The organism is Agromyces zhanjiangensis, from assembly GCF_040496055.1.
GTDB lineage: Bacteria > Actinomycetota > Actinomycetes > Actinomycetales > Microbacteriaceae > Agromyces > Agromyces zhanjiangensis.
Genome location: NZ_JBEPKB010000004.1, coordinates 305,957 through 332,036, shown reverse-complemented (window position 1 = coordinate 332,036; position 26,080 = coordinate 305,957). Strand labels below are relative to the sequence as shown.

At 72.1% G+C, this 26,080-nt stretch carries 27 protein-coding genes; 13 read left to right on the top strand and 14 right to left on the bottom strand.

What is annotated here, in order from left to right; genetic code table 11:
• Together ABME02_RS10680 and ABME02_RS10675 are read left to right on the top strand one after the other, a co-directional pair.
• A complete protein-coding gene (locus tag ABME02_RS10680) occupies nucleotides 1–1,032 on the top strand; it encodes a lactonase family protein (RefSeq protein ID WP_353815287.1) in 1,032 nt (343 codons plus the stop codon).
• Between the two features lie 34 nt (nucleotides 1,033–1,066).
• Entirely contained in the window at nucleotides 1,067–1,852 is a 786-nt protein-coding gene (locus tag ABME02_RS10675) for an SDR family NAD(P)-dependent oxidoreductase (RefSeq protein WP_353815286.1), read from the top strand.
• A 76-nt stretch (nucleotides 1,853–1,928) separates the two neighbouring features.
• On the opposite strand, the gene ABME02_RS10670 is transcribed toward ABME02_RS10675, so the two are convergent.
• Both ABME02_RS10670 and ABME02_RS10665 read right to left on the bottom strand, forming a co-directional pair.
• Nucleotides 1,929–2,273, bottom strand: a complete 345-nt coding sequence (locus ABME02_RS10670; protein WP_353815285.1) for a fibronectin type III-like domain-contianing protein — start codon at nucleotides 2,271–2,273, stop codon at nucleotides 1,929–1,931.
• A 135-nt stretch (nucleotides 2,274–2,408) separates the two neighbouring features.
• Nucleotides 2,409–3,800: a hypothetical protein gene (locus ABME02_RS10665; RefSeq protein ID WP_353815283.1), complete on the bottom strand. Its 1,392-nt coding sequence runs from the start codon at nucleotides 3,798–3,800 to the stop codon at nucleotides 2,409–2,411.
• A gap of 128 nt (nucleotides 3,801–3,928) precedes the next feature.
• Here ABME02_RS10665 and ABME02_RS10660 point away from each other — a divergent pair, with 128 nt between their 5' ends.
• Together ABME02_RS10660 and ABME02_RS10655 are read left to right on the top strand one after the other, a co-directional pair.
• On the top strand, nucleotides 3,929–5,119 hold the full coding sequence (locus ABME02_RS10660; protein WP_353815282.1) for a molybdopterin-dependent oxidoreductase: 1,191 nt from the start codon (nucleotides 3,929–3,931) through the stop codon (nucleotides 5,117–5,119).
• A complete protein-coding gene (locus ABME02_RS10655; RefSeq protein WP_353815281.1) occupies nucleotides 5,116–5,559 on the top strand; it encodes a hypothetical protein in 444 nt (147 codons plus the stop codon). Before ABME02_RS10660 ends, ABME02_RS10655 begins: the two co-directional genes overlap by 4 nt.
• Here the strand turns inward: ABME02_RS10655 and ABME02_RS10650 are convergent.
• The 6 genes from ABME02_RS10650 to ABME02_RS10625 form a co-directional block, all read right to left on the bottom strand.
• Nucleotides 5,445–6,296, bottom strand: a complete 852-nt coding sequence (locus tag ABME02_RS10650; RefSeq protein ID WP_353815280.1) for a class I SAM-dependent methyltransferase — start codon at nucleotides 6,294–6,296, stop codon at nucleotides 5,445–5,447. The genes ABME02_RS10655 and ABME02_RS10650 overlap by 115 nt on opposite strands.
• Nucleotides 6,293–6,922: a TIGR04282 family arsenosugar biosynthesis glycosyltransferase gene (locus tag ABME02_RS10645; RefSeq protein WP_353815279.1), complete on the bottom strand. Its 630-nt coding sequence runs from the start codon at nucleotides 6,920–6,922 to the stop codon at nucleotides 6,293–6,295. The genes ABME02_RS10650 and ABME02_RS10645 overlap by 4 nt, the downstream gene beginning before the upstream one ends.
• The gene (locus tag ABME02_RS10640) at nucleotides 6,919–7,602 is read right to left on the bottom strand and encodes a glycosyltransferase family 2 protein (RefSeq protein ID WP_353815278.1); all 684 of its coding nucleotides are present in this window, start codon (nucleotides 7,600–7,602) and stop codon (nucleotides 6,919–6,921) included. Before ABME02_RS10640 ends, ABME02_RS10645 begins: the two co-directional genes overlap by 4 nt.
• On the bottom strand, nucleotides 7,599–8,648 hold the full coding sequence (locus ABME02_RS10635) for an NAD-dependent epimerase/dehydratase family protein (RefSeq protein WP_353815277.1): 1,050 nt from the start codon (nucleotides 8,646–8,648) through the stop codon (nucleotides 7,599–7,601). Before ABME02_RS10635 ends, ABME02_RS10640 begins: the two co-directional genes overlap by 4 nt.
• Entirely contained in the window at nucleotides 8,645–9,436 is a 792-nt protein-coding gene (locus ABME02_RS10630) for an MTAP family purine nucleoside phosphorylase (protein WP_353815276.1), read from the bottom strand. The genes ABME02_RS10635 and ABME02_RS10630 overlap by 4 nt, the downstream gene beginning before the upstream one ends.
• 95 nt (nucleotides 9,437–9,531) lie before the next feature.
• Nucleotides 9,532–10,008, bottom strand: a complete 477-nt coding sequence (locus ABME02_RS10625; RefSeq protein WP_353815275.1) for a hypothetical protein — start codon at nucleotides 10,006–10,008, stop codon at nucleotides 9,532–9,534.
• Between the two features lie 125 nt (nucleotides 10,009–10,133).
• On the opposite strand from ABME02_RS10625, the gene ABME02_RS10620 reads away from it, so the two are divergent.
• A complete protein-coding gene (locus ABME02_RS10620) occupies nucleotides 10,134–10,733 on the top strand; it encodes a TetR/AcrR family transcriptional regulator (protein WP_353815274.1) in 600 nt (199 codons plus the stop codon).
• 14 nt (nucleotides 10,734–10,747) lie between these two features.
• The gene (locus ABME02_RS10615; RefSeq protein WP_353815273.1) at nucleotides 10,748–12,268 is read left to right on the top strand and encodes a carboxylesterase/lipase family protein; all 1,521 of its coding nucleotides are present in this window, start codon (nucleotides 10,748–10,750) and stop codon (nucleotides 12,266–12,268) included.
• Between the two features lie 50 nt (nucleotides 12,269–12,318).
• Here the strand turns inward: ABME02_RS10615 and ABME02_RS10610 are convergent, their stop codons facing one another.
• Nucleotides 12,319–12,882 (bottom strand): dihydrofolate reductase family protein, encoded by a 564-nt coding sequence (locus tag ABME02_RS10610; protein WP_353815272.1) that lies wholly within the window; start codon nucleotides 12,880–12,882, stop codon nucleotides 12,319–12,321.
• A 134-nt stretch (nucleotides 12,883–13,016) separates the two neighbouring features.
• Between ABME02_RS10610 and ABME02_RS10605 the strand changes: the two genes are divergently transcribed.
• Nucleotides 13,017–14,279 (top strand): ROK family protein, encoded by a 1,263-nt coding sequence (locus ABME02_RS10605; protein ID WP_353815271.1) that lies wholly within the window; start codon nucleotides 13,017–13,019, stop codon nucleotides 14,277–14,279.
• Here ABME02_RS10605 and ABME02_RS10600 read toward each other — a convergent pair.
• Both ABME02_RS10600 and ABME02_RS10595 read right to left on the bottom strand, forming a co-directional pair.
• Entirely contained in the window at nucleotides 14,231–15,016 is a 786-nt protein-coding gene (locus ABME02_RS10600) for a polyprenol monophosphomannose synthase (RefSeq protein ID WP_353815270.1), read from the bottom strand. The two genes, ABME02_RS10605 and ABME02_RS10600, sit on opposite strands and share 49 nt — an antisense overlap.
• 71 nt (nucleotides 15,017–15,087) lie before the next feature.
• Complete coding sequence (locus tag ABME02_RS10595) at nucleotides 15,088–16,611, bottom strand: peptide MFS transporter (protein WP_353815268.1); 1,524 nt, start codon at nucleotides 16,609–16,611, stop codon at nucleotides 15,088–15,090.
• A 148-nt stretch (nucleotides 16,612–16,759) separates the two neighbouring features.
• Between ABME02_RS10595 and ABME02_RS10590 the strand changes: the two genes are divergently transcribed.
• Entirely contained in the window at nucleotides 16,760–17,590 is an 831-nt protein-coding gene (locus ABME02_RS10590; RefSeq protein WP_353815267.1) for an alpha/beta fold hydrolase, read from the top strand.
• A 25-nt stretch (nucleotides 17,591–17,615) separates the two neighbouring features.
• Here the strand turns inward: ABME02_RS10590 and ABME02_RS10585 are convergent, their stop codons facing one another.
• Complete coding sequence (locus ABME02_RS10585) at nucleotides 17,616–18,092, bottom strand: Rho termination factor N-terminal domain-containing protein (protein ID WP_353815266.1); 477 nt, start codon at nucleotides 18,090–18,092, stop codon at nucleotides 17,616–17,618.
• Nucleotides 18,093–18,149: 57 nt separating this feature from the next.
• Complete coding sequence (gene ddaH / locus ABME02_RS10580) at nucleotides 18,150–19,013, bottom strand: dimethylargininase (RefSeq protein ID WP_353815265.1); 864 nt, start codon at nucleotides 19,011–19,013, stop codon at nucleotides 18,150–18,152.
• Between the two features lie 501 nt (nucleotides 19,014–19,514).
• Between ddaH and ABME02_RS10575 the strand changes: the two genes are divergently transcribed.
• The 3 genes from ABME02_RS10575 to ABME02_RS10565 all read left to right on the top strand — a co-directional run bounded on the left by ABME02_RS10575 (nucleotide 19,515) and on the right by ABME02_RS10565 (nucleotide 24,016).
• Nucleotides 19,515–20,258 (top strand): hypothetical protein, encoded by a 744-nt coding sequence (locus ABME02_RS10575; protein ID WP_353815264.1) that lies wholly within the window; start codon nucleotides 19,515–19,517, stop codon nucleotides 20,256–20,258.
• Nucleotides 20,259–20,455: 197 nt separating this feature from the next.
• Nucleotides 20,456–20,917 carry a hypothetical protein gene (locus tag ABME02_RS10570; protein WP_353815263.1) on the top strand — a complete coding sequence of 154 codons (462 nt, stop codon included), beginning with the start codon at nucleotides 20,456–20,458 and terminating at the stop codon, nucleotides 20,915–20,917.
• Between the two features lie 351 nt (nucleotides 20,918–21,268).
• On the top strand, nucleotides 21,269–24,016 hold the full coding sequence (locus tag ABME02_RS10565) for a tetratricopeptide repeat protein (RefSeq protein ID WP_353815262.1): 2,748 nt from the start codon (nucleotides 21,269–21,271) through the stop codon (nucleotides 24,014–24,016).
• Between the two features lie 112 nt (nucleotides 24,017–24,128).
• Here ABME02_RS10565 and ABME02_RS10560 read toward each other — a convergent pair whose 3' ends face one another.
• Nucleotides 24,129–24,956, bottom strand: a complete 828-nt coding sequence (locus tag ABME02_RS10560) for an LLM class F420-dependent oxidoreductase (protein ID WP_353815261.1) — start codon at nucleotides 24,954–24,956, stop codon at nucleotides 24,129–24,131.
• A 168-nt stretch (nucleotides 24,957–25,124) separates the two neighbouring features.
• On the opposite strand from ABME02_RS10560, the gene ABME02_RS10555 reads away from it, so the two are divergent.
• Nucleotides 25,125–25,562, top strand: a complete 438-nt coding sequence (locus ABME02_RS10555) for an Lrp/AsnC family transcriptional regulator (RefSeq protein WP_155050935.1) — start codon at nucleotides 25,125–25,127, stop codon at nucleotides 25,560–25,562.
• Between the two features lie 36 nt (nucleotides 25,563–25,598).
• Nucleotides 25,599–25,961 (top strand): GntR family transcriptional regulator, encoded by a 363-nt coding sequence (locus tag ABME02_RS10550; protein ID WP_353815260.1) that lies wholly within the window; start codon nucleotides 25,599–25,601, stop codon nucleotides 25,959–25,961.
• Nucleotides 25,962–26,080 lie beyond the last annotated feature (119 nt).

Here is a 26,080-nt window from a genome sequence, read left to right as displayed (position 1 = left end):
ATGTCAGCGCCCCTGGAGCCCCGCAGCCGCCGATTCCTCCTCGGGTCGTACACCCCCGACGGACCGGCGCCATCGGTGCACCTCGCGGAGCGCTCGGCCGACGGCGCGTGGCGGATCGTGACGTCGGCGGCGGCCTCGAACCCGTCGTTCGTCGCCCGCTCCGGCTACCTGGCGTTCGCGGTCCAGGAGGACTCGTCCGGTTCGGTGGCGAGCTTCCGCCTCGACGGCGACGCGATCGCGCCCATCGCGGTCGTCGAGCACGGCGACGCCGATCCGTGCCACCTGGTCGTCGCGGCCGAGCAGGGCGTGCTCCTCGTCGCGAACTACACGGGCGGCTCGGTCACGGCCGTGCCGTTCGAGCCCTCGGGCGAGCTCGGCCGGCCGGTCACGCTGGCGCTCCCCCACCGCACCGGGCCGATCGCCGACCGGCAGGAGGCCCCGCACGCGCACCAGCTCGCAGCGACGCCGTGGGGCACGCACCTCGTGAGCGACCTCGGCGGCGACGCGATCCACGAGATCCGGATCGAACGCGAGCCGGACGACGCGGGCCCCGCGCTCCGGATCGTGCGCACGCTCGAGCTGCCGCCCGGAACCGGCCCTCGGCACATGCTCGTCGGTGGCGGGCTGATGCACGTGGTCGGCGAGCTCGACGGTCGCCTGCACACGTTCGAGCTCGACGCGTCGAGCGTCGGGCCGACCGGCAGCGAGCCGACGGTCGCCGACCCGGGTGGAGACGCCGTCGTGCAGCCGTCGCACCTCGACCGCGCCCCGTCGGGTCGGCTGCTGACCGCGCTCGTGCGCGGCCAGGACGCGGTCTCGGTGTTCGAGGCGACGGATGCCGCGCGCCCGCGCCTGGCGGCGGAGCTGCCGATCGGTTCGGCGTGGCCTCGCCACCACGCGCACCTCGACGACCGCACGGTCGTCGTGGCGGCGCAGCTCGGCGATGCGCTGGTCGAGGTCGACCTCGTGACCGGCGCCGCCCGCGAGGCGCTCGCGCTCCGCGCGCCCGCGTGCGTGGTGCCGCTGCCCTGACCAGGACGGCGGCACGCCTGCCTAGGATGACGGCATGGACCTTCCCGCCGCATGGAACCTCGACGGACGAGTCGCGATCGTCAGCGGCGCCGGCAGCCGCGAGGGCATCGGATTCGCGACCGCCAAGGCGCTGGGAGAGCTCGGCGCCGGGGTCGTGCTGACGGCGACGAGCGAGCGCGTGCACGAGCGCGCCGAGGAACTGCGTCGCGCCGGCATCACCGCGACCGGCCTCATCGCGCGACTGGACCTCGAGGAGCACGTCGACGACCTCGCGGCCGAGCTCGCGGCAGGAGGCATCCGCCCCACCATCGTCGTGAACAACGCGGGCATGATCGCCACGGGCGACCCCGAGATGCTGCACGGCGACGGGACGATGTCGCTCGCCGACTGGAACGCGGGCCTCGCGATGAACCTCACGACGGCGTTCCTGCTGACCCGTGCGATGCTCCCCGGCATGCGCGAGACGGGGTGGGGGCGCGTGATCTGCGTGTCGAGCGTGTCCGGTCCACTCATGGCCTCGCGCGGCGACGTCGGCTACGCGACCGCGAAGGCGGGCATGCTCGGCTACGTCCGAGCGCTCGCAGTCGACGAGGCGCTGTCGGGGATCACCGCGAACGCCGTCGCGCCCGGCTGGATCGCGACCGCGAGCCAGCTGCCGAGCGAGGCCGAGGAGGGACTGCTCGTGCCGGTCGGGCGGAGCGGGCGCCCCGACGAGGTCGCCTCGGCGATCGCGTGGCTCGCGAGCCCGGGTGCGTCGTACGTCACCGGCCAGCTGCTCGCGGTCGACGGCGGCAACGCCGTCGCCGAGGAACGCCGCTGACGCACGAGGCCCGGCGCGCTCGTCGGACCCGGGAACATCGCGGCGCGGCCGATGGGCATTTCACCCATCATCTGCATCATGCCCTCGGCGTCGAGCCCAGCCCGCCGGCGGTCTCGGCCGGCCGGTCGGCGGCGTCCTCGCCCGTCGGCTCTCCTCCGCCGAGCAGGTCGGCCGCCATCGCCGCGAGGGCCTGACCGACGATCGGCCCGGCGACGGGGTGCGCCATGACCTCGCTGATCGTGGACTCGATCGTGAGCGGGATGCGCACGGGGTCGGCCTCGACGTCGCGCTGCTCGCCGGCCGCCGGCGCGACCTTGGCGAAGCCCGTGAGCTCGCGGGGCGCACGCGCGACCGTCGAGCCGGGCAGCGACGTGTACACCTGCACGACCTCGGCGCCGTCGCGGTCGCCCGTGTTCGTCACGGGGCACGAGCACGAGGAGGCCGTCGTCGTCGGAGGTGACGACGGCGTCGCCGTACTCGAAGGTCGTGTACGAGAGCCCGTGGCCGAAGGGGTGCGTCACCTCGATCTCGCGCGACCGGGCCCGTTCGCGCGACCTCACCAGCTCGTGACGAGCAGGTGCTGCACCACGAGCGCGAAGGCCAGCTGGCCGGCGAAGCCGGCACGACGCCAGCGTTCGGTGAGGAGTGCGGTGCCGACGAGGAGCCAGGGCACGAATGGCAGCCAGATGCGCTCGACCTCGGCCTTGCTCATCTGCGACAGGTCGACGGCGACGATCGTCGCGGCCGCGGCGAGCGCGAGCACGATCGCCACGCGTTCGGGGCGGGCCTCGGAACGCCAGCCGATCGCCCGCGCACCCGTCGCGGCGATCGCGGCGCCGACGAGCGGCCCGGCGCTGATGGCGAGCGCAGCGAGGTTGCCCCACACCCAGTAGGTGAACTGCCGGCGGCTCGCGACGCCGTCCCAGTAGCGCTCGACGAGCACGGGGAACGCCTCCCACCAGGCGAAGCCGAACGCCGCGAAGGCGAACACGACGGCGAGCGCCGCGACCGCGGCGATGGGCAGCGGCCACCAGTGACGGCCCAGCGCGAGCACGGCGAGCGCGAGGATGCCGAGGATCGGCAGCCCGTACGAGAGCATCACGCAGTAGCCGAGCAGCAGGCCCGCGAGCACGCTCCACGCGACCATCGCCCGGCGGCGACGGGCGGTCGCGGCGAAGCCGAGCGCGCAGAGCCCCCAGGCGGCGACCGCGGCGAACATGCCGTCGGCCGAGACCGCGAACCAGATCGCCGCGGGACCCATCGCCAGGAACGGCGCCGCCCGGCGCGCGGCCTCCTCGGCCCCGAACCGACGGAGCAGCGTGAGTACCGCGAGCGCCGCGGTCGCACCGATGAGGAGCACGACGAACCCGGCCGCGAGCCCCCCGCCGAGACCGAGCCTGACGAGCACCACGAAGAACAGCAGCGCGCCCGCCGGATGCCCGGCGATGTGCACCGGCCAGTTGTCCTCCGAGTCGAGCGGGATGTGCGCGACGTAGTCGCGGAGGGTCGCGCCGAAGTCGTCGACCTCGCGTGCCGTGCCGAGGTACTCGTACTTGTGCTCGAGGACCTGCCCGATCCCGTCCCAGCCGTCGACGGTCGCGAGCGCGACCATCCACGCGACGGCGGCGGCGTACACCACCCAGAGCAGGGCACCCCAGCCGAGTCGCCGCGCGAGCGGCACGCCCCAGACGGATGCGGCGACCGCGAGCAGCACGGCCGGCAGCGTGCCCGGGCCGAGCCGCGGCATCCACTCGGCGTGCAACGGCGGGAACGACCTGATGTGCACGCTCTGGCCGAGCAGCGGCGGCACGATCATCGCGAGCGCGATGAGCGCGAGCGCGACCACGAGGCCGATCCACGGTGCGACCGGGACGAGCCGTCCGGGACGCCGACGGCGGCCGTCGGCGTCCTCCGCGACCGTCGGCACCGGATCCAGTTCCTCGCGCACCATCCGAGCCTACGGACGAGGTTCCGCCCGGGGCAGGGCTGGACACCTTACGGAACACCGACATCCACATCCGCGAACCGTAAGGTCCGCCCCTCGCATCCGCCGCCTCGGGGTGGTCGACTGGGTCCATGGCCGGCTTCACCGAACGCGCCTCGGCCCGGATCGCCGAACGACTCGAGCCGCTCATGCGCGCCGCGCACGACGCGGCGGCCGACCCGCCGGTGAAGTCGCCGCGCACGACGGTCGTGGTGGGGCGGCTGCTCGGCGCCGCGTTCCTCATCTGCTTCGCCACGGGCGTCTACAGCCACCTGCTGCAGAGCCCGCTGCCGTGGCTGCCGATGCCGACGCGACCGGCCGAGCTCTACCGCGTGACGCAGGGCCTGCACGTGATCACGGGCACCGCAGCGGTGCCGCTGCTCCTCGCCAAGCTGTGGACGGTCTACCCGCGGCTGTTCACGTGGCCCCCGGTGACGTCCGTGGCGCACCTCCTCGAGCGCGCGTCGATCGCGGTGCTCGTCGGCGTCTCGCTCGTCGAGGTGACGATCGGCCTGATGAACCTCGTGCAGTGGTACGCGTTCCCGTTCCCGTTCCGGGCGACCCACTTCGCGCTCGCCTGGGTGCTCATCGGGGCGCTCGCGATCCACCTCGGCGTCAAGCTGCCGGTGATCGTGAAGGTGTGGCGCCGACCGGCCGACGACCGGGCGGATGCCACGGGACGGTTCGTGTCGCGTCGTGGATTCCTCGGCGCGGTCGGCGCGGCCGCGGCATCCGCCGTCGCCCTGACGGCCGGGCAGACGGTGCCCGCGCTCGCACCGCTCAACGTGCTCGCACCGCGACGGATGGGCGTCGGCCCGCAGGGCCTGCCGATCAACCGGACGGCCGCGCAGGCCGGCGTGACCGAGACCGCCGTCGCCCCCGACTGGGTGCTCACGGTCGCGACGCCGTCGGGTTCCATCGACTTCACGCTCGACGACCTCCGCGCCCTGCCGCAGGCCGAGGAGGTGCTGCCGATCGCGTGCGTCGAGGGGTGGAGCCAGTCGGCGACGTGGCGCGGCGTGCGCCTCGTCGACCTGCTGGCCGCGGCGGATGCCGGCGAGCCGACGGCACCGCTGCGGATCGAGAGCCTCCAGGAGCGCGGTGCGTTCGCGCGCACGGAGATGCCGCCGCAGTACGCGCGCGACCCGCTCACGCTCGTCGCGCTCGAGCTGAACGGCGGCACGCTCGACGTCGACCACGGCTACCCGGCCCGAATGATCGCGCCGGGTCGGCCGGGCGTCATGCAGACCAAGTGGCTGCGGCGGATCGAGGTGACCTCGTGAGGGCGGCGCGCATCGCCGTCATCGGCGTCGGCCTCGGGCTCGCCGCGTTCGGCGGGTTCCTCGTGCTGACCGAGATCTCGCCGTCGCGCTGGCTCGGCATCATGGTGTGGGTGGGCGCCGCGATCCTGCTCCACGACGGCGTCGTCGCCCCCGTGGTCGTCGCGGTCGGGCTCGGCGCCGCACGCGTGCGCGCGCGGGTCGGGGATCGCGGCGTCGCGGTCGCGCAGGGCGCGCTCGTCGTGGGCGCCGTCCTGACCGCCATCACGGTGCCCGCGCTCGTCGCCTCGACCCTCGGCACCCCGAACCCGACGATCCTCGTCGGCTCCTACGGCATCGCGCTCGCGGTCATCTGGGCGGTGCTGCTGGCGGTCGCCGCGATCGCGCTGCGCGTCTCGCGCACGAGGCTCCTCCGAGCAGAGCGAACCGCCCGCACGAAGTGACGCCCCGCGGCGTCCCAGTGCTCGACGACCACGAGCCCCGCGTCGGACGCGAGCGCGGCCACGACCGCCCAGCCGACGCGGGCCCAGGGGAACGGCGAGCTCTCGCGCCCGCCGTCGTCGACGAGCGTGCAGTGGCCGACGACTGCGAGGTCGGCGTCGGCATCGACCTCCACGAGCACCTGGCCGCCCTCGGCCACGAGCTCCGCGCACCGCCGCAGCAGCGCGGCCGGTTCGCCGCCGATGCCGATGTTGCCGTCCAGGAGCAGCACGCTCCGCCACCGCCCCTCGAGCGGGAGCCGGTCGAAGACCGAGCGCTGCAGCGCGAGTCCGCCCGCCGTCCGAGCGCGTTCGACCGCGTGCGGCATGACGTCGATGCCGAGGGCGGGGATCGATCGCGCGCCCGCAGCGTGCAGCATCCGCCCGGGACCGCAGCCGACGTCGAGCAGCGGGCCGGTCGCGCGATCGAGCACCGTCAGGTCGGCCTCCCCCGCGGGCCGGACCCAGCTGCCGGCGTCGAGCCGGTGGGACGTGCCGTCCGCACCGCGCAGCGACAGCGACGACGCGATGTCCTGCCCGGCCAGGAGGCGGACGTAGGGTTCGCCGCGACCCGCGCCGAAGTCGGCGAGTTCGGCCGGTCGGCCGCGGCGGCGTCGCGGCTCCCCGCCGTTCGCCCCGGTCCGGTCGGGCGCTGCTGGCCCGGTGGTCGCGGGCGCCGGCCGGAGCGGCGGGGCGCTCATCGCCGACCCCCGGTGAGTTCGCGGTGCAGCCGGGCGAACCGCGTGCCCGGCGCGGCGAGCGCGACGGATGCCGCCGATTCGGCCGTGTCGACGTCGGTGAGCTCGTCGAGCAGCCCCACGACGAATCCGGCGGCCTCGAGGCGCGCCAGCTGGAGTCGCCCGGTGTCGCCGCGCGACATCGGCACGCCCCTGATCACCGCGCCGTCGGGGTCGCGCATCGCGAGCGCCCAGAAGCCGCCGTCGGCGGCCGGGCCGAGCCACGCGTCGGTCGAGTCGTCGCCGCGCGCGGCGAGCGCCGCCGCGACGAGGCCGCTCGTGAGCTGCGGGGTGTCCATGCCGACGAGCAGCAACGGCTCGTCGACGGTGTCGAACAGGTGCGCGAGCCGCTCGTCGAGGTCGCCCGACGACTGCGCGAGCACGTCGAATCCGGCCGCCGCGGGCGGCACGGCCTCGCCGTCGAAGTAGAGCACGCGCCGATCGGCCGGGAGCGCGGCCACGACCTCCAGCGTGTCGTCGAGCGCGGCGGCGGCGAGCGCGGCGGCCTCCTCGGGCGTGAACGGGGGCGTGAGCCGGGTCTTCACACGACCCGGCCTGCACTCCTTCGCGATGACCGCCACGGCCGTCATGCGTGCACCTCGCGGAAGATGCGCGACATGTCGCCGATCGCCGTGAGCGTGCCGCGGACGGTCCCCGTGACCTTCGACCGCCCCTCGCGGGGCCGATACAGGACGTCGAGCTCGCGGATGCGCCATCCGTCGGCCGCGGCCCGCAGCACCATCTCGAGCGGGAAGCCGCTGCGTCGGTCGCGGATGCCGAGCGCCTGCAGGCGGGCGGTCTCGCCGACGCGCATCGGGCCGAGGTCGTGGAGCGGCGTGCCCGTGCGCCGCGTCATGCGCGCGGCGAGCACGCGGTTCGCGAGCCGCGCATGGACGGGCCACGCCGACCCGCTCGTCGGCCGCCGGCGCCCGAGCACGAGGTCGGCCTCCCCCTCCTCGACGAGCCGGACGAGCCTCGGCAGGTCGGCGGGATCGAGGGAGGCGTCGGCGTCGCAGAAGGCGACGAGCGGTGCGGTCGCGGCCTCGAGACCCGCGTTGGCCGCGGCACCGAATCCGCGCCGAGCTTCGGTGACGACGGTCGCGCCGTGCTCGCGCGCGACCTCGGCGGAGCGGTCGGTCGAGCCGTTGTCGACCACGATCGCACGCACGCCGTCGGGCAGTCGCCCGAGCACCCACGGCAGCGCCCGCTCCTCGTCGAGGCACGGGAGCACGAGGTCGACCCGCGGCCCGCCGCGGCGGACGCCGCTCATCGTGCCGCTCCCGCCGCCGCGAACTCGGCCAGGCCCGTCGCGAGGGCGACGCGCGGCATCCAGTCGAGTTCGGCGCGCGCGCGGGCGGACGACGCGGTGATGTGCCGCACGTCGCCGAGCCGGTACTCCCCCGTCACGACGGGGGCGGGACCGCCCATCGCCCGCGCGAGCCCCGCGGCGAGTTCGCCGACCGTCGTGATCACGCCGGACCCGACGTTGAACGCCCGCGTCGTGCCGGCGGGAAGGTCGCCGAGCGCGTCGGCCGCCGCGAGGTTCGCGGACGCGACGTCCGCCACGTGCACGAAGTCGCGGCGCTGCGCGCCGTCCTCGAAGACGCGGGGCGCCTCGCCGCGTGCGAGGGTCGACCTGAAGATCGCCGCAACACCGGCATAGGGAGTGTCGCGTGGCATCCGCGGTCCGTAGACGTTGTGGTACCGCAGCAGCGCCGCTCGCCCCCCGGTCGCCCGCGCCCACGACGCGGCGAGGTGCTCCTGCGCGAGCTTCGTCAGCGCGTACACGTTCCGCGGGTCGAGCGCGTCGTCCTCGTCCACGAGGGCGGGGGCGAGCGGATGCCCCGTCTCCGGGTCGCGCGGCTCGAAGCGCCCGGCATCGAGGTCGTCGACCGTGCGCGCGGCGGGCCGCCGGCGCCGACCCTCGGCGTCGCGGTACGCGCCCTCCCCGTAGACCACCATCGAGGAGGCGAGCACGAGCCGGCCGACGCCCGCGCGCTCCATCGCCGCGACGAGCTCGGCCGTGCCGTGCACGTTCGACGCCGCATAGTCGGGCGCATCCTGCAGGTCGACCCCGAGGCCCACCTTCGCCGCCTCGTGGAAGACCGCGCCGACCCCGACGAGGGCCCGGTCGAGCACGCCCGGGTCGCGGACGTCGCCGCGCACGAGCTCGACGCCGTCGGGCAGCGAGACGGATGCCGCGTGCACGTCGGGTCGCAGCGAGTCGAGCACCCGCACCGCGTCGCCCCGCTCGAGGGCGAGCCGCACGACCTCGCCGCCGATGAACCCGGCACCGCCGGTCACGAGGACCGTCATCGCACCACCGGGAGTCCGAGCACCTGGGCGATCGCGTCGCCGTCGATGAGCTCGCGCGGCGCGTAGTCCGCCGGGATCGCGGCGACGATCCGCTCGAGCGATGCGAGCACGCGCGGCCGGGCCTCGGCGAGGCGGCGGAAGACGAGCTCGGCGGTCACCGCGTCGGGGTCGTCCTCGACGTGCCCGGTGTCGGTGTCGGTCACGAGGCACAGCGTCACGGTGCCCATGCCGAGCTCGGCGGCGAGCGCCACCTCGGGGCAGAGGGTCATGTTCACGAGGTCCGCGCCGGCGTCCCGGAGGACGGATGCCTCGGCCCGCGTGGAGAACCTCGGACCCTGGATCACCGCGACGGTCGCCCGCGGCGCGGCATCCGGCACCGCCTCGACCGCTGCGCGACGGAGGTCGGGGCAGAACGGCTCGGCGAACGGCAGGTGCCGCACGAGCGAGCCGTCGAAGAAGGTGTCGGCGCGACCCCACGTGCGATCGAGGAGCTGGTCGGGGATCGCCCAGGACTGCGTCGGGAGCTCGGCGCGGAGCGACCCGACGGCCGCCGTCGAGACGACCGCGCGCGCGCCGAGGCGGGCGAGCGCCCAGGCGTTGGCCCGCGCGTTGATGCGGTGCGGCGGGATGGTGTGCCCATCGCCGTGACGGGCGAGGAAGGCGACCGGCCGGCCGGCGAGCTCACCGGAGGTGACCGTCGCCGGACCGAACGGCGTGGCGTGCTCCTGCGTCTCCCCGTCGATCAACGCGGCGAGCCCCGTGCCCCCGATGATCCCCACCGTGTCCATGGCTCAACCCTGCCCGTCCCCCGCTCCGCCGGATCGAGGAGGTTCCTTACGATCCGGTGACGCGGAGGCGTCGCGTCGGCCGCCCCGGCATCACGTCAGGCCCCCCGTCGCATCCGCCCCGCGCGCTCCTTCGCGGTCTTGCGCGCGCGCTCCTGGTCGGTGGGCGTCGTGATGGTCGTGAACAGCGTCCGGAAGCCGCTCACGATCGCCATCTTCGACGGCTGCTCGACCTGCTTGCGCTGCCGCTCGATCGACGTCGCTGAACGCCCCTTCCTCGAGGCATCGGCCGAGGAGGCGCGCCCGCCGGCGGTGCCGTACCGGACCGCGACCCGCTCCAGCCGCGCCGACGATCGCTTCGCCGCGCGGCGCGCGGCGTACGGGACGCGATCGGCCTCGCGCTTGACGATGACGATGCGGCGCTTCTCGGCGGAGGCCGCCGACTTCACGCGCGACTTCGCCGGCTCGGGCAGCGACGACGCGAGCTTGCGCGCCTGCTTCCCGGCCCGTTCGGCGTCCTTCACCGCGCGCTTCGCCGCACGGCGGGCGTCGCGGTCGGCAGCGGTCTTCGGCATGCGTCCCCCTCGCGTGTCGCACGGGCGGCCGCGGGATGGCCGCCCTGTCGGGAGCGTACGCCGCGAGGCATCCCACCCCAACCCCTTGACGGGCCGAACGGGCCGCGCAACCTAGGATCGATGGCATGGCACGGCGGGGGGCGTACGCGAAGGGCGTCGCGAAGCGCGAGGAGATCCTCACGGCCGCGCTCGAGGTCATCGCGCGCGAGGGGTACGGGCGCGCCTCGGTGCGCGAACTCGCCGAGGCGGTCGGACTCAGCCAGGCGGGGCTCCTGCACTACTTCGGCACCAAGGAGGAGCTCTTCGCCGCCGTGCTCCGCAAGCGCGACGAGACCGACCTGGCGCGCGTCGAGGATCGGATGGGCGAGGTCTCGACGTTCGAGGGGTTCCGGCAGACGATCGCGCGGAACGTCGACGTGCCCGGGCTGATCCAGCTCTACGTCCGCCTGTCGGCCGAGGCCACCGATCCGGCACACCCCGCACACGCGTACTTCGCCGAGCGCACGCGGACCTTCCGCGACCTCGTCGCCGACGACATCCGCCGCATGCAGGCCGCGGGCGCCGCCCGCACCGACATCGACGCCGGGCAGGCGGCGATGCTCATCCTGTCGTCGGCGGACGGCCTGCAGGTCCAGTGGCTCATGGACCCGACCATCGACATGGCCGAGCACGTCTCGGCGCTGCTGCGTCTGCTCGAGCCCGCCGCCCCACCGGCCGACGCCTGACCGAAGGAGACATCGTGCCCGAAGCCGCGCCCACCGTCGAGGTCGTGACGAGGGCCGGCGCGGTGCGCGGGAGGTGGCGGGGCGCGCCCGGGACGCACGGTGCCTCCGCGGCGTTCCTCGGCATCCCGTTCGCCGAGCCGCCCGTCGGCGGACTCCGGTTCGCCGCGCCGCAGCCCGCCCGCCCGTGGGAGGGCGTGCGGGATGCCCTCGAGCACGGACCGACGCCGCAGCGCGGCGACCCCGGGGTCACGATCATCCCCGAACCGTCGGTGCCCGGCGACGCGACGCTCAACGTCGACGTGTTCACGCCGTCGCCGGGGGGCGGCGGCGAGGGCCTGCCCGTGCTGGTCTGGTTCCACGGCGGCGGCTACGTCGCGGGCTCGCCCGCGAGCCCCTGGTACGACGGCCGCACCTTCAATCGCGATGGCGTCGTCACGGTGAACGTGTCGTACCGCCTGGGCTTCGACGGGTTCGGGTGGATCGAGGGCGCGCCCCCGAACCGCGGCGTGCTCGACTGGCTGCTGGCGCTCGAATGGGTGCGCGACCACATCGCGTCGTTCGGCGGCGACCCGGGACGGGTGACCATCGCCGGGCAGTCCGCGGGCGGCGGAGCGGTGCTGACCCTGCTCGGGATGCCGCGGGCGCAGGGCCTCTTCCACCGCGTATGGGCGGTCTCGCCCGCACTGGCCGACGTGTCGCGCACGCGTGCGCAGGCGTTCGCACGCAGGATCGGTGAGCTCGGCGGCGTCCGGCCCGACCTCGAGGGGCTGCGCTCGCTGTCGGAGGAGCGGGTGCGGCAGCTGCAGCGCGAGGCGCTGCGCCTGTCGCGCGGCACGCGCGGAGGTGCGGAGCTCGTCGCCGGGGGCCTCCCGATCGGGCCGGTCGTCGACGGCGACGTGGTCCCCGCGACCACGCCCTCGTCGCTCGCCTCGGGCGTCGGCGCATCCGTGCCGCTCGTGCTCGGCACCACCGACGACGAGTTCTCGGCGGCCTTCCGCGCGGCGGCCGGTCGGATGCGATGGGTGCCGCGGAAGCCCGCCCTGAAGCGCCTCGGCCTCGTCGAGCCGCGACGCTCGGAATGGCTCGAGGCGAACCGCCGCGAGGGCCTGCACGGCACGGCCGCCGTGCTCGGCCGATACGTGAGCGATCGCCTGTTCCGCGCCCCGCTCGTGCGCACGGTCGCGGCGCGCGAGCTCGGGGCGACCGTGGCGGCGACGGATGGCGCGGCCCCGGCGGCCACGTGGGCGTACCGGTTCTCGTGGCAGTCGCCCGTGTCCGGCGCGGCGGTGCACTGCCTCGACGTGCCGTTCCTGTTCGACGTCCTGTCGGAGGGCCACGTCCTCGCGGTCGCGGGCGTGCGGCCGCCGCAGGGTCTCGCCGACCGGCTCCACGCCGACGTCGTCGCGTTCGCCGGCGGCGCCGACCCGGCCTGGCCGACCGCCGCGGGCGAGGCGTTCCCGGCGCGGCTCTACGGCTCGACGATCGCCACGATGCCCGACGCGTACGCCTCGGCCCGGCCGCTCGCCGGGGTGTGACGCGCCCGACCGGTCGGCCGCGTCTCGTCGCCCGGGTCGTCGCCTGGCGCTCAGCGCCTGGTCTCGTACCTCGCGAGGAGCACGCCGCCCGGGAACGTCCGCGTCTCCAGCAGGGTAAGGTCCACCCGGTCGTCGAGGGGTGCGAAGAACGGCGTGCCGCCGCCCACCAGGACCGGATGGGTGACGATCGCGTACTCGTCGATCAGCCCTGCCGCCATGGCCGCCGCGGCGAGGGTGGCACCGGCGATGTCCATCGGGCCGCCGTCCTCGGCCTTGAGCCTCGTGATCTCGGCGACCGCGTCGCCCGAGACCAGGCGTGCGTTCCAGTCGACCTCGGTGATCGTCGAGGAGAACACGACCTTCGGCATGCGGCGCCAGCGGCGGGCGAACTCGATCGTCGCGGGCGTGGCATCGGGCCGCTGGTCGGCGGTCGGCCAGTGGGAGCTCATCCCCTCCCACAGCCTCCGCCCGTACAGCGCCAGTCCCGTCGAGGCCACCCGGTCGGACCACCACTGGAACAGCTCGTCGCTCGGCACGCTCCAGCCGAGGTCGTCGCCTGGCCCGGCGATGAAGCCGTCCAGGCTCACGTTCATGCCGAAGGCCAGTCGCCGCATGACGCCAGCGTCTCATGAGCCGGCGTCCGACGGTCGGAACGGCACGGTCGGGAGGAGCCGGGAGGCGTCCGGGCCCGGGCGACCCCCGAACGGGGCACTTCTCGCACGCTGCGCCGAGCCGTCATGCTGGCGCAATGACGCAGCCCGGCGCCACCGCAGCCCACCTTCCACCTGAGAGCATCGCGGCGAACCGGGCCGGACGCGCCGACCATGCCGCGCGGATCGTCGACCACCTGTTCACCAACGGCAGCGCCACGCGTGCCGAGCTCGCGGGCGCGACCGGCCTCGGCCGCACCGCCGTCTCCGGGTTGGTCGCTCGCATGGTCGACGCCGGCGTGCTCGTCGACCCGGAGACCGGAGGCGAGGAACGCGACGGGCGCCACGGGCGGCTCCGACTGGCCATCGCCGACCGGCTGCTGCTCACCGCGGGAGTCGCCGCGGACGACGCGGTCGCCACGCTCGCCGACCTCGACGGCACGGAGATCGCACGCTACGAGGAGCCCGTCGCGATCGCCGACGACGACCCTCGGCCATCCAGCGCCGCACCGCTCGACGCGCTCGCGGTCGTCGTCGACCGGGCGATCGCGCAGGCCGAACGCGACGGGCGGCGCATCGCGGACGCCACGTTCCTCGTGCAGGGCGCCGTCGTCGGCGAACCCGCGCTCGCGATCGGCGACGCCACGCTCGGCCTCGAACCGGTCGACCTCCTCGCGGCGCTCCGCGCCAGGTCAGAGGTTCTCGCCGGCATCGAGCACGACCTGGTCGCCCCGCCGGCGCTCCGGGCGGCCGCGTCCGCCCGCGCCGCGAGCGACGCCGCCGAACGGCCCGACGAGATCGTGCTGCACGTCTCCGGCGACGCCCAGGTCTCCGCCGCGATCGTCGTGCGCGGGGAGCGCTACCCCGGTGCGCACGGGCTCGCGGCCACGTTCGGCCACCTCCCGGTCGTGCCGAACGGCGTCAGGTGCGCATGCGGCCAGCGCGGATGCCTCGCCACCGTCGCCGCACCCGATGTCGTGCTCGCCAGGGCCGAGCTCGAGGAGTTCGAGCTCACCTACGGCCGCAGGGCGGCGATCGCCGAACTGGCCGAGCGGATCGCCGAGTCGGAGGACCGCGCCCGGTGGGCGTGGCTCGACGCCGCGCTCTGGATCGGTCGGGCCCTGCAGGTCACCGTCCCGACGGTCGATCCCGACGTGGTCGTCGTCGGCGGATGGTGGGCGCCCCTCGTCGCCGACATCGAGGCCGCGTTCCGCGACAACCGACCGCACCTCGGCGGCGGCGTGCTCGACTCCGTTCCGCGCCTGGTCGCCGGAGGATCCGGTGACGACCTCGGGCTCGCGGGCGCGCGAGGTCAGGCGCGCGACGGCCTGCGATCCTGGTTGGCCTCCAGCCTCGCCTGACGCATCGGACGGAATCGTCGCGCGATGCCCCACGCCGTCACGCGGCCCATCGCCTCGAACACGATCGCCGCGCTCATCTTCGAACGCCCCCGTTCCCGCTCGACGAAGGTGACCGGCACCTCGACGACCCGGAGCCCGGCCGTGACCGCGTGCCACGTCATGTCGACCTGGAAGCCGTACCCCCTCGTGTGCACGTCCTCGAGGTGGAGGGCGCGCAACGCGCCAGCGCGATACACCCGGTACCCGGCGGTCGCATCCTTCACGGGCAGCCCGAGCATCCACCGCGAGTAGGTGCTGCCGGTCTTCGAGAGCCACACCCGCCAGCGCGGCCAGTTCACGGCCGATCCGCCGGGCACCCAGCGCGAGCCGATGACGACATCCGGCGCGGGCCCCGCGCCATCCGTCGCGTCGAGGGCTTCGAGCAGGTTCGGCAACTGCTCGGGCAGGTGCGAGCCGTCGGCGTCGAGCTGCACGATCGGGTCGAACCCCCGCTCGAGCGCCCACTCGAACGCGGCGAGGTACGCGGCCCCCAGGCCCTTCTTGCCGCGCCGGTGCAGCACGTGCAGCGAGGCGTCTGCTGCCGCCATCTCGTCGGCGAGCTCGCCGGTGCCGTCGGGCGATCCGTCGTCGACGACGAGCACCGTCGCGGCCGGCACGGCGGCGCGCACGCGCGCGACGATCCCCGGCAGGTTCTCGCGCTCGTCGTACGTGGGGATCACGACGAGAGGTCCGTTCACCGGCTCCTCCTCCGCGCGCGACGACATGTCAGGGAATCGTACCGGGCCGCGGTTGCGGGCGGCGAACCGCGTCAGCGCACCCCCTGCATGAGCCGCAGCACCGGGCGGGTGGCCAGTGCGAGCGCGCCGCCGAGCACGATCGCGATCGCGCCGAGCACCCCGAAGTACGTCGCCTCGGGCACGGCCGAGTAGAACTCGGCCAACTGCCCGGCGATCGCCGTCCCGAGCGCGACCGAGAGGAAGAACAGCGCCACCATCTGCGTGTGGAACTTCTCCGGCGCGAGCTTCGTCGCCACCGACAGGCCCACCGGCGAGAGCAGGAGCTCGGCCACCGTGAACACGAACAGGATGCCGACGATCGCGAGCAGCGGCGTCGAGTGCGCCCCTCCGCCCGCGAACGGGAGGAACAGCAGGAACGCGACGCCCATGACGGTCGTGCCGAGCGCGAACTTCACCGGGGTCGACGGCTGCCGGTCGCCGAGCTTCGTCCAGATCGCCGCGAACACGCCCGACAGCAGGATGATGAACACCGGGTTGATCGACTGCACCCACGAGATGGGCATCTCCCAGCCGAACAGGTTCCGGTCGAGCTGCTCGTCGGAGTAGATCGTCAGCACGGTGAACTGCTGCTGGTAGAGCGACCAGAACGCCACGCTCGCGATGAACAGCGGGATGAAGCCGAACACCCGACTGCGCTCGACGGCGCTGACCGCCCGGCTCGTCAGGATCACGAAGAAGTACGCCACGGCCGCGACGACCGTGGCGCCGATCACCCACGTCACGAGGTTCTCCGCGGTCACGAGCCGCGTGAGCACGAGCGCCGCGACGAGGATCACCGCCGCGATCGCGATGCCGACGACGAGTCCCCGACGCTCCCGCGGCAGCGGGTTCGGCACGACGGATGCCTCGGGCGGCAGGCCCTTCCGACCGAAGGAGTACTGGATGAGCCCGATGGCCATGCCCACCGCCGCCGCGCCGAAGCCCCAGTGGAACCCGACCGTCGACTGGAGGAGCCCCGTGATGAGCGGACCGAGGAACGCGCCGAGGTTGATGCCGAGGTAGAACAGCGCGAACCCGGCATCACGTCGCGGATCGTCACGGGAGTAGAGCGTGCCGACCACGCTCGTGGCGTTCGCCTTCAGGCCGCCCGAGCCGAACGCCACGAGCACGAGGCCGACGCCGACGCCGAGGAACCCGGGCAGGAGCGCGAGCGCGATGTGGCCGCACATGATGACGATCGCCGAGAAGAAGAGCACGCGCTCGCTGCCGAGCATGCGGTCGGCGATCCACGCGCCGAGGATCGTCGAGAGGTACACGGCACCGCCGTACGCGCCGACGATCCCGGCCGCAGCGCTCTGCTCCATGCCGAGGCCGCCCTCGGACGCCGAGAAGTACAGGTACAGCAGCAGGATCGACTGCATGCCGTAGAAGCTGAACCGCTCCCACATCTCCACGCCGAAGATGTGCGCCAGCGCGCGCGGCTGCCCGAAGAAGCCCCGGTCCGCGCGCTCGTCGCGGTGGCCGACCTCGGTCGGCGGCGCCGTCACCCCTGCGCTCGCGTCCGCCCCGGCCGCCGATCCGTCGCTCTCCCCCATCGGACGATCGTCGTCTCGCATGGCCCCGCACCTTACACCCGTTCGCGGCGCGCGGGCAGTGGCCGGGGCATCCGCGGTGGGGGCCTTGTCCGACCGGTCGCCTGGTGCTGGACTTGCGGCGGCACCACGACCCAGGGGGAGAACGCACATGCCGTACATCACCGTCGGAACCGAGAACTCCGCGCCGATCGAGCTCTACTACGAGGACCACGGCGGGGGGCGACCCGTCGTCCTCATCCACGGCTACCCGCTCGACGGCGCGTCGTGGGAGAAGCAGGCGCGCGTCCTGCTCGGCGCCGGCTACCGGGTCGTCACGTACGACCGTCGCGGCTTCGGCCGCTCGTCGAAGCCCACGATCGGCTACGACTACGACACGTTCGCCGCCGACCTGAAGACGCTGCTCGATGCGCTCGAACTGACGGATGCCACGCTCGTCGGCTTCTCGATGGGCACGGGCGAGGTCGGCCGCTACCTCGGCGCGTACGGCAGCGAACGCGTCGCGAAGGCGGCGTTCCTCGGCTCGCTGGAGCCGTACCTGCGGCAGACGGACGACAACCCCGACGGTGCCGCGCCCGACTTCGACGGGCTGAAGGCGCAGGCCGAGGCCGACCGGTTCGCCTGGTTCGACGGCTTCTTCGGGAACTTCTACAACCTCGACGAGAACCTCGGCTCGCGCATCTCCGAGGCCGCCGTCCGCGCCGGCTGGGCGACCGCGGCCGGAGCGGGCTGGTACGCCGCGTCGGCCGCGGTCGACACGTGGCTGACGGACTTCCGGGCCGACATCGACCGCATCGACGTACCCGTGCTCATCGTGCACGGCACCGCCGACCGGATCCTGCCGATCGACGCCACCGCCCGGCGCTTCCGTCCGCTCGTGCCCTCGGCCGAGTACATCGAGATCGAGGGTGCGCCGCACGGCATGCTGTGGACGCACGCCGAGGAGGTCAACGCGGCGCTGCTGACGTTCGTCGCGTCCTAGGGAGGGCCGGCGGCGGCCGCGGACGTCAGCCCGCGAGTGCCTCGAGCAGTTGCGGCTTCGTCATGCGCGAGTAGCCCGTCACACCGCGCTCCTTCGCGAGCGCGCGCAGCTCGGGGACGGTGCGCGACGCGAGGTCGGACGCCGCCGGCTTGGCGCCCGGCTTCGCCGCGGGCTTCGCTCCGGGCTTGGTCGCGGGCTTCTTCGTCGTCGCCGGCTTCGCGGTGGCCGGCTTCACTGCGGCGGGCGCGGGCGCCGGCGCGGCTGCACCGGCGGGCTCGGGCGCAGCCGGCGCGGCGGCGACGGATGCCTCGGCCGGGTCGACCGTTCCTGCGGGCGACACGGGCGGCTCAGCGGCCGCGGGGGCCGCGGCATCCGTCGTCGTGTTCTTCCGGCGGAGCGTGCGCAGCCGTTCGCGCGTCGCCTGCCCGGCTCGGGCGGCGAGCTGCTTGGCGGCGCCGAGCGCCTTGGCGGCGGGGTTCTGGTCGGTGTTCGCAGGTGCCATCGTCGTTCCCTCGGGGGTGGGGGCGTGCGGGTGGGGTTCTGCGGAATCGTAGCCGGATCAGCGGCGCAGTTCGAGCGTGCAGCACTTCACGCCGCCGCCGCCGAGCAGCAGCTCGGAGAGGTCGACGCCGATCGGGTGGTAGCCGGCCTCGCGCAGCTGGCGCTCGAACCCGGTCGCGCGGGCCGCGATCACGACGTTGCGGCCGTCGCTGTACGAGTTGAGGCCCAGCACCGCGGCGTCCTCCTCGGAGACGAGGATCGCGTCGGGGTAGCGCTCCCGCAGGACCTCGAGCGAGGGCCCGTCGAAGGCGCTCGGCAGGTAGGCGATGTGCTCCTGCCCGGCTCGGGAGTCGAGGACCGCGATCGCGGTGTCGAGGTGGTAGAAGCTCGGGTTCACGAGGTTCAGCGTGACGACCTCCCGGCCGGTGATCCGCGCGAGCTCGTCGTGGCTCGCGCCGTCGCTCCGGAAGCCCGTGCCGGCGAGGATCACGTTGCCGACCAGGAGGAAGTCGCCCTCGCCCTCGTTCGTCTCGACCGGTTCGCGGACGTCGAAGCCCGCCCGGCGGAACCACTCCATGTACGCGGGCCCCTCGGCCGCGCGCTGCTCGTGCGTGAACTTCGCGCCGTACGCGATGCCGTCGATCACGGTGCCGCCGTTCGCGGCGTAGACCATGTCGGGCAGCCCCTCGACCGGGTCGATGAGCTGCACGTCGAAGCCGAGCCCGACGTAGGTGTCGTGGAGCTCCTGCCACTGCGCCACGGCGAGCGCGGTGTCGGTCGGCTTCGCCGGATCCATCCACGGGTTGATCTGGTAGACGACGGTGAAGTGCTCGGGGCGGCACATCAGCACGGTCTTCTTCGACGCGGTGCGCTCCGGCGCGGCGGGGGTCGGGGTCGTCTGGGTCTCGATCACGGTCGACATCTCACTCCTCGAGGTGGGTTCGTCGTCCGGGCACGGCGGTTCGCCGCCGGCTCGGCCGGTGGGGTGTCGGCGGACCAGGTCGCTCATTCGAGCCCCGGCGGCGGTGTTCGGATGGCACCGCCGTCGGGACGCCACCTCCAGTGTGGCGCTCGGGCCCTGCGAGTTCTCGGCTTCTCGCACACGATTCATGCGCGTTCGGGCGCCTCACGCAACGATCGAGGGGTGACGGATGTCTCGTGCGCGCGCTTCGCGCGTCGTGACGAGGCGAGCGGGCGCACGATTCCACCGCTCGCCGACGCGCTCCGACGCGGATCGCGGAGCTCCGGCCGCTTCGAGATGATGCCGAATGCACCGCACCCGCCCCTGAGCGGTGCATTCGGCATCTCCTCGTTCGGAGGCTTGCCCCCACCCCCGCGGTGCGACATCCTGAGCCGGAGTCCGGCCGCCCCTACGCCGGCCGACCGAGGAGGCCCGCGTGCCCGACGCCCACCGCATCGCCGGGTGTACGGCGCCGGCGCCGACGACGACGCGCGCGCCGCCGCCGCGGCCGAACTCGCGAAGTTCCGCGCCAGCGGCGATCCGCGCCCTCGAGGGGGCGACACCCCGTCGACGGCGGCCACCGCCTCGAGCGACGAGGCCTCGACAGCCACGCACGGCGACGTGTTCGACGATCTGTTCCTCGCCGACACCCGCACGGATACGCACGCCGACGCCGACGATCCACACCGCCAGGGAACCACTCCGAACTCGACGATCGTGCGCGTCGCAGCTGTGGCCGCCGCCGTCGCGCTCGCGATCGGCTTCGCGGCGGGCTGGGCCACCGCCCTCGGCATCGCCGGTGCCGCGACCGAGCCGGACGTGCCGGACTCGTCGCTCGTGTTCCCGCTGTCGGAGGTGCCGCCCGACGTCGCCCTCGAGGACGCGCGAGCGGCAGCGGTCTTCGATCGCGAGCAGGAACCCTCGGACCTGCCGTCGCTCGAGGTCGCCCCCGAGGCCATGGGCGTCGACGGCGCGTCGACGCGGCTGCTCACCACCCTCCCCGACGGCACGAACGTGTTCGCCGCCCGGGCGGCCGGGGATGCCGGGCTCTGCCTCCTCGCCCAGGGGCCGGACTCCTCCGCCGCGGCCGGATGCACCCCGGACGACGCCTTCCCGGGTGGCGAGCTCCGGCTGGGCTTCGACCGCGAGGGCGACTTCATCTCGGTGACGTGGGAGGCGACGGGCGCGGTGTCCGTCGCCACCTGAGCCCGTCGACGGTCAGGCCGCGCGCACCCCCGCATGCTCGTTGCGCCGGTCGCGCCACGCGAGCCAGTGCTTGACGGCCGTTACAGCGTGAGCCACGGCCCCGGGGAGATCATCGATCCTGACGTCCGAGCAGCCCAACATCCCACGTTCTTTGCGGTGGCGTTGCGCAGGCAATCTGCAGTATCGATAATGGCCACGTGCCCTCCCCTGTCGCCGCGTGGCTCGAGCAGAACGCGGACCGAGCAATGAACCGGCAGCGCGCACAGTCCGATGCGCTCAAACTTGTCGCGACGTTCACAGTGGGCATTGCGGCAACCCTCGTCGTCGTCCACCTTGAGCGGAACAACTCGGCGTCGATGAACGAGTTCATGGGGAGCCTGGCGATCTGGGCCTTCGTCGGGAGTACCCTCCTCGCGATTCTTGTCATTCTCCTCGACCGCCTGCGCGAACCCGACGCCGATTACATCGTGACTCAGGGCGCTGCGGCGGGCTGGACGGCGGAGCACCTGCTTGATGAATTGAGGTTGCACGTTCTGGCAGCTGCCCGTAACAACGAAGGCGTGATCAGGGACATGCGTATCGCGCTCACGCTGCAAGTCGCCTTTGCCATAGTCTCGGGTTGGGCCGCTATAGTAGCGATCTTGGAGGTGCAGTCGTGAGATCATTCACCGAGTTTCACGTGAGCGGCTGGGGCCCGATCCATCTCCCGTGGGAACGCCATCGGATCGACCGCGCCCTCGACGATGCGAGACGCGTCTTGAACGCATCCGAGCGCGCAGACTCTCAGACTGGGACGACACTCCCGCCAGTCTCCAAGCCTGGGACCTCAGTCTCGACCCACGTCAGCAACTGATCCGGCGACGATGAGGAGGGGCTTCCGCGTCGTCGGGTGGGGCTGGCTCCGTTTCGCGTGGGAGGACGGTCGACTCAAGAGGGCGATTGATTCCGCTCGCAGCCAGCTTGATGCTACCCAGTCACATGTGGCGACCGCGCAAGATCCGACTTCTACGATGGTCCGCAGCGCTCCCGAGGATCCTGGAATTGCCAATCGTCTGATCGACGACCCTTCGACCGATCAGATCTTCGCAGAAATCATCCGCGCCAACTTCGCCCGAGAGAGCGGCGCAATTGAATACGAAGCGATCCGACTCGAGACCTGGGAAGGGCGTTCTTGGGCGGCAACCGTTAGGCGTTCGAACCCTGCGCTCAAAGAGCATGCGGGCTCTCCGAGTGAGGGGGCGAGCGGCGATGTCGGATCACCGAACGGGCCGGTGTCCGAGGCAGAGCTAGATGAGGCCTTCCAGACGATTGCCGAAATCGATCCCAACGAGGCTTCCGAACTGGTATCAGCGCTCCTTCAGCGGAGCCTTACGGCCCGTCAGTTCATGAACCTGTTGGAACTCCTGCAACGACTGCCGGAAAAGGATCGTCTGGCAATGGCATTGAAGCATCGGGCTGTTGATGCGGGTAATGCTGGGGTCCTGCCGCGGTCGGCAGTTGCTATCGACCACCTCGGCTTTCCCAACGAAGCGGAGGCGTTGTTTCGCCGTGCCGTCGAGCTGGACCCAGATAACTACTTATACGCCTGGTCTTTGGGCGGATTCTTGGTTCGTCGCGACGGCGACACCTCGGAGGCTGAGACTTACTTGCGGCGCGCTTACCAACTCGCGCCAGACAATCTGGAGTTGGCTTGGTTCGTTGCGGCTTTCCTGGAGAGCGACCAAGGGGAGCTCGATGAGGCGGAGCGCATCTACCGTACGCTTCTCGAGCGTGATCCCGAGAATTCCGAGACACTGCGGAGGTATGCAGTGTTCCAAGAGCTCTACAGGGAGGATCGAGCGAAGGCAAGGGAACTGTTCTCAACGGCAATCGGTGTCTCCGACGTCGACCCCACGACGAAAGCCCGCGCGGCAATATTCTTTGCGGAGGAAGGCGAACTCGACGACGCCGAGCGTTTATTCGAGGAAGCGCTGGCGCAGGACTCAACCGACGCTCGCACGATTCGGCAGTACGCGGCCTTCCAGGACGAAAGCCGGAAGAACTCGGAACGAGCGGAGGAACTCTACACTGCGGCAACCCAGTTGCCCGAAGTGGACAGCTACACGCTTGTCCTTGCCGCACGATTCTTCGAACGGCAGAACCGCCGCGACGAAGTCGATGATCTCTTCGCGAGGGCGATGAGCCTTGATCCGGCGGAGTTGATGCCCGTCTGGAACTACGCGGTGGTGCTTGATCACCGCGGCGACAGCCCTGATCAGGCGGAGTTTTACTATCGTCGCGTGATAGAACTCGATCCAGACGAAGCTCAGCACTGGTGGATGCTCGGTGCGTTCTTGCAGATTAACGCTCCACAAGATTCCCCAGCCATCGAACTCTTTCGTGAAGCACATGCACGCGAGCCACATAACGCGCTCTTCGCATGGTCACTCGCAAACTCTATCGAGCGGCAATCCCCGGGCGACCCGGAAATCGAGACTCTCCTGCGTCAGGCGTTGGCCTCCGAACCGGAATCTGCAAGATATAGCTGGACACTGGCAGACTACTTGGAGGATTACGCTCCCACGGGTGACGAAGCGGAGGCGTTGTTTCGCCGTGCCGTCGAGCTGGACCCAGATAACTACTTATACGCCTGGTCTTTGGGCGGATTCTTGGTTCGTCGCGACGGCGACACCTCGGAGGCTGAGACTTACTTGCGGCGCGCTTACCAACTCGCGCCAGACAATCTGGAGTTGGCTTGGTTCGTTGCGGCTTTCCTGGAGAGCGACCAAGGGGAGCTCGATGAGGCGGAGCGCATCTACCGTACGCTTCTCGAGCGTGATCCCGAGAATTCCGAGACACTGCGGAGGTATGCAGTGTTCCAAGAGCTCTACAGGGAGGATCGAGCGAAGGCAAGGGAACTGTTCTCAACGGCAATCGGTGTCTCCGACGTCGACCCCACGACGAAAGCCCGCGCGGCAATATTCTTTGCGGAGGAAGGCGAACTCGACGACGCCGAGCGTTTATTCGAGGAAGCGCTGGCGCAGGACTCAACCGACGCTCGCACGATTCGGCAGTACGCGGCCTTCCAGGACGAAAGCCGGAAGAACTCGGAACGAGCGGAGGAACTCTACACTGCGGCAACCCAGTTGCCCGAAGTGGACAGCTACACGCTTGTCCTTGCCGCACGATTCTTCGAACGGCAGAACCGTTTGGGCCTCGCGATCTCTCTCCTGAGCCAGCATCCCAAGCTTGGCTCGGATGCCTTCGTAACTATGCAGCACGCTAGGCTCATGCGCCGATCGGGGAATCTTGAGACCGCGACTTCAATAGTCAGTACAGCCCTCGACAGCCACGGACTTGACGTCGTATGGCTCGAACTTGCCGGATATGTATTCCTCGAATCGCCAGCCGATATCTCTCTCGCAAGCTCACTGTGGGAGCGAGCCGCCGAGCTTTCTCCTAGCGACATCAACCTCGCCGTCAACCTCGCACAGTTGTTACTTGTGCAGGAGCGTGTGGCTGAAGCCGCTCCGCGGATTCTTCGCGCTCTTGAGGACGAGACTCTCCCCGCCCCACTCAGACTAGAGGCGTCGATCTACGCAGTCGCGCACGATCTAGAGTTCGCGTCAGAAGGCCTAGCTGTCGCAGAGTCCCTGCTCGCGAGGGGCGAACGAACGCCCGGCTGGAATTTCGAACCGACGCTGTCCTGGGTACAGCGCGAACGGCCAGCGGTGCTGCAACAGGTTCGGGAGCTGGTTCGCCGTGCGCAGAGCGAGTGATGAGCGCCGGACGGTCGGCTCGGTGAAAGGGAACACTTTCAGCGTCTCGACGATCTGATGGGCTCTGGTCCGGAGTCACCTCGGCTGTTCCGGCCGGTCGGGGTCCATCGGGTCAGGCCGCGCGCACCCCCGCGCGCCCGTTGCGCCGATCGCGCCAGGCGAGCCAGTGCCTCACGGCGGCGTCGTCGTAGTGCGGGCCAGAGATCCCGAGCGTGAAGAGTCGCACGCCCGCGTCGTACAGTGCATCGGCGTACGCGTCGTCGAGGCTGCGCCGCGGGAGCTCGTTCGAGACCGTGATGCCCGAGACGTCCCGCCCGACCTTCTCACCCCAGCCCTTCAGCACGTCGAGCTTGTGCCCGAGCTCGTCGGGCCGCACGAACGAGTGCCAGATGTCGGCGTGCTCGGCGACCAGGCGCAGGGTCTTCCGCTCCCCCTTGCCGCCGATCATGATCGGGATGTCGCGGGTGGGCACCGGGTTGAGCTTCGCCCAGCGCGCCTTGACGCGGGGCAGCGCCTCGGCGAGGTCGTCGAGGCGCGAGCCGACCGTGCCGAACTCGTAGCCGTACTCGTCGTAGTCGCGCTGGAACCAGCCCGAACCGGTGCCGAAGATGAACCGGCCCGTGTCGCCGCCCTTGGCGCTGATGTGGTCGAGCGTGCGGGCCATGTCCGCCTGCAGGTCGGCGTTGCGGTACGAGTTGCAATTCACGAGCGAGCCGAACTCGACGCGCTCGGTCTGCTCGGCCCACGCGCCGAGCATCGTCCACGACTCGAAGTGGAGGCCGTCGGGGTCGCCCGAGAGCGGGAAGAAGTGGTCCCAGTTCATCACGACGTCGACGCCGAGGTCCTCCATGCGGAGCACGGCGTCGCGGATCTGCGTGTAGGTCGCGTGCTGCGGCTGCAGCTGCACGCCGAGGCGCGCGGGAGCGGTGGTGGGGGTCATGGCCTCACGATACGTCGGTCGGCGAGCGGTTTCCGCGGGCTGCGCCACGAGCGAACGGATGCCGCGTCCGCGCGTCGCGCGCGGTGCACGATCACGAAACCGCAACACCACGCACGAAAGCGGCGTCCGGCCGTATCGCCACGCAACGGACCGCCGTACACTCGCCCCATGGACAACCTCGACCGGGCCATCCTCGACCTGCTCCGCCAGAACTCGCGGGCCGGGTACGGCGATATCGGGTCGTCCGTCGGGCTCTCCGCCTCCGCCGTCAAGCGCCGCGTCGACAAGCTCGTGGCCGACGGCGTCATCAAGGCGTTCACCATCCAGGTCGACCCCGCCGTCGACGGCATGAGCACGGAGGCGTACGTCGAGCTGTTCTGCCGGGGCACCGTCGCGCCCGACGAGCTCCAGCGCATCCTGCAGGGCGTGCCCGAGGTCGTGTACGCGGGCACCGTCACGGGCAGCGCCGACGCCATCGTGCACATGCGCGCCCGCGACATCACCTCGCTCGAGGAGGCGCTCGAGCGCGTGCGGATCGCCCCGAACGTCGACCACACGAGGAGCGCGATCGTGCTGTCGCGCCTCGTCAACCGCAACCGAGACTGACCGCCGGGCGCACGCGCCCCCGACTCCGGAGCCCCCATGCGATTCACCGTCGACGACGACGCGCACACTCCGCCGTACGAGCAGCTCCGCATGCAGGTCGTCGACGCCGTGCGCGACGGCCGCCTCGCGGCGGGCTCGAAGCTGCCGACCGTCCGCGCCCTCGCCGAGGAGCTCGGCCTCGCCGCGAACACGGTCGCGCGCGCCTACAAGGAGCTCGAGGCCGACGGCGTCGTCGAGGGGCGCGGCCGTGCCGGCACGTTCGTCAGCGCGGCGGGAGACCCGGTCGAGCGGGCGCTGCAGGCCGCGGCATCCGCCTTCGCCGACGCCGTCGAGCGCCTGGGCGTGACGACGGATGCCGCCGAGGCCGCCGTCGCACGCGCGCTCCGCGCCCGCCGCTGACCGCGCGCATCGACGGCCGATTCCTGCACTGGAGGTCCAGATCCATCCGGCCTCCACTGCACATCTCGACCGTCCGCGGAGGCGGCCGGTGACGTGACCTGAGCGCGCAGCCGGCGCCG

Coding starts and splice junctions, on each gene's coding strand:
- ABME02_RS10680 (WP_353815287.1), top strand. CDS start 1: ATGTCAGCGCCCCTGGAGCCCCGCAGCCGCCGATTCCTCCTCGGGTCG.
- ABME02_RS10675 (WP_353815286.1), top strand. CDS start 1,067: ATGGACCTTCCCGCCGCATGGAACCTCGACGGACGAGTCGCGATCGTC.
- ABME02_RS10660 (WP_353815282.1), top strand. CDS start 3,929: ATGGCCGGCTTCACCGAACGCGCCTCGGCCCGGATCGCCGAACGACTC.
- ABME02_RS10650 (WP_353815280.1), bottom strand. CDS start 6,296: ATGAGCGCCCCGCCGCTCCGGCCGGCGCCCGCGACCACCGGGCCAGCA.
- ABME02_RS10645 (WP_353815279.1), bottom strand. CDS start 6,922: ATGACGGCCGTGGCGGTCATCGCGAAGGAGTGCAGGCCGGGTCGTGTG.
- ABME02_RS10640 (WP_353815278.1), bottom strand. CDS start 7,602: ATGAGCGGCGTCCGCCGCGGCGGGCCGCGGGTCGACCTCGTGCTCCCG.
- ABME02_RS10635 (WP_353815277.1), bottom strand. CDS start 8,648: ATGACGGTCCTCGTGACCGGCGGTGCCGGGTTCATCGGCGGCGAGGTC.
- ABME02_RS10630 (WP_353815276.1), bottom strand. CDS start 9,436: ATGGACACGGTGGGGATCATCGGGGGCACGGGGCTCGCCGCGTTGATC.
- ABME02_RS10625 (WP_353815275.1), bottom strand. CDS start 10,008: ATGCCGAAGACCGCTGCCGACCGCGACGCCCGCCGTGCGGCGAAGCGC.
- ABME02_RS10620 (WP_353815274.1), top strand. CDS start 10,134: ATGGCACGGCGGGGGGCGTACGCGAAGGGCGTCGCGAAGCGCGAGGAG.
- ABME02_RS10610 (WP_353815272.1), bottom strand. CDS start 12,882: ATGCGGCGACTGGCCTTCGGCATGAACGTGAGCCTGGACGGCTTCATC.
- ABME02_RS10605 (WP_353815271.1), top strand. CDS start 13,017: ATGACGCAGCCCGGCGCCACCGCAGCCCACCTTCCACCTGAGAGCATC.
- ABME02_RS10595 (WP_353815268.1), bottom strand. CDS start 16,611: ATGGGGGAGAGCGACGGATCGGCGGCCGGGGCGGACGCGAGCGCAGGG.
- ABME02_RS10590 (WP_353815267.1), top strand. CDS start 16,760: ATGCCGTACATCACCGTCGGAACCGAGAACTCCGCGCCGATCGAGCTC.
- ABME02_RS10585 (WP_353815266.1), bottom strand. CDS start 18,092: ATGGCACCTGCGAACACCGACCAGAACCCCGCCGCCAAGGCGCTCGGC.
- ddaH (WP_353815265.1), bottom strand. CDS start 19,013: ATGTCGACCGTGATCGAGACCCAGACGACCCCGACCCCCGCCGCGCCG.
- ABME02_RS10565 (WP_353815262.1), top strand. CDS start 21,269: ATGGTCCGCAGCGCTCCCGAGGATCCTGGAATTGCCAATCGTCTGATC.
- ABME02_RS10560 (WP_353815261.1), bottom strand. CDS start 24,956: ATGACCCCCACCACCGCTCCCGCGCGCCTCGGCGTGCAGCTGCAGCCG.
- ABME02_RS10555 (WP_155050935.1), top strand. CDS start 25,125: ATGGACAACCTCGACCGGGCCATCCTCGACCTGCTCCGCCAGAACTCG.
- ABME02_RS10550 (WP_353815260.1), top strand. CDS start 25,599: ATGCGATTCACCGTCGACGACGACGCGCACACTCCGCCGTACGAGCAG.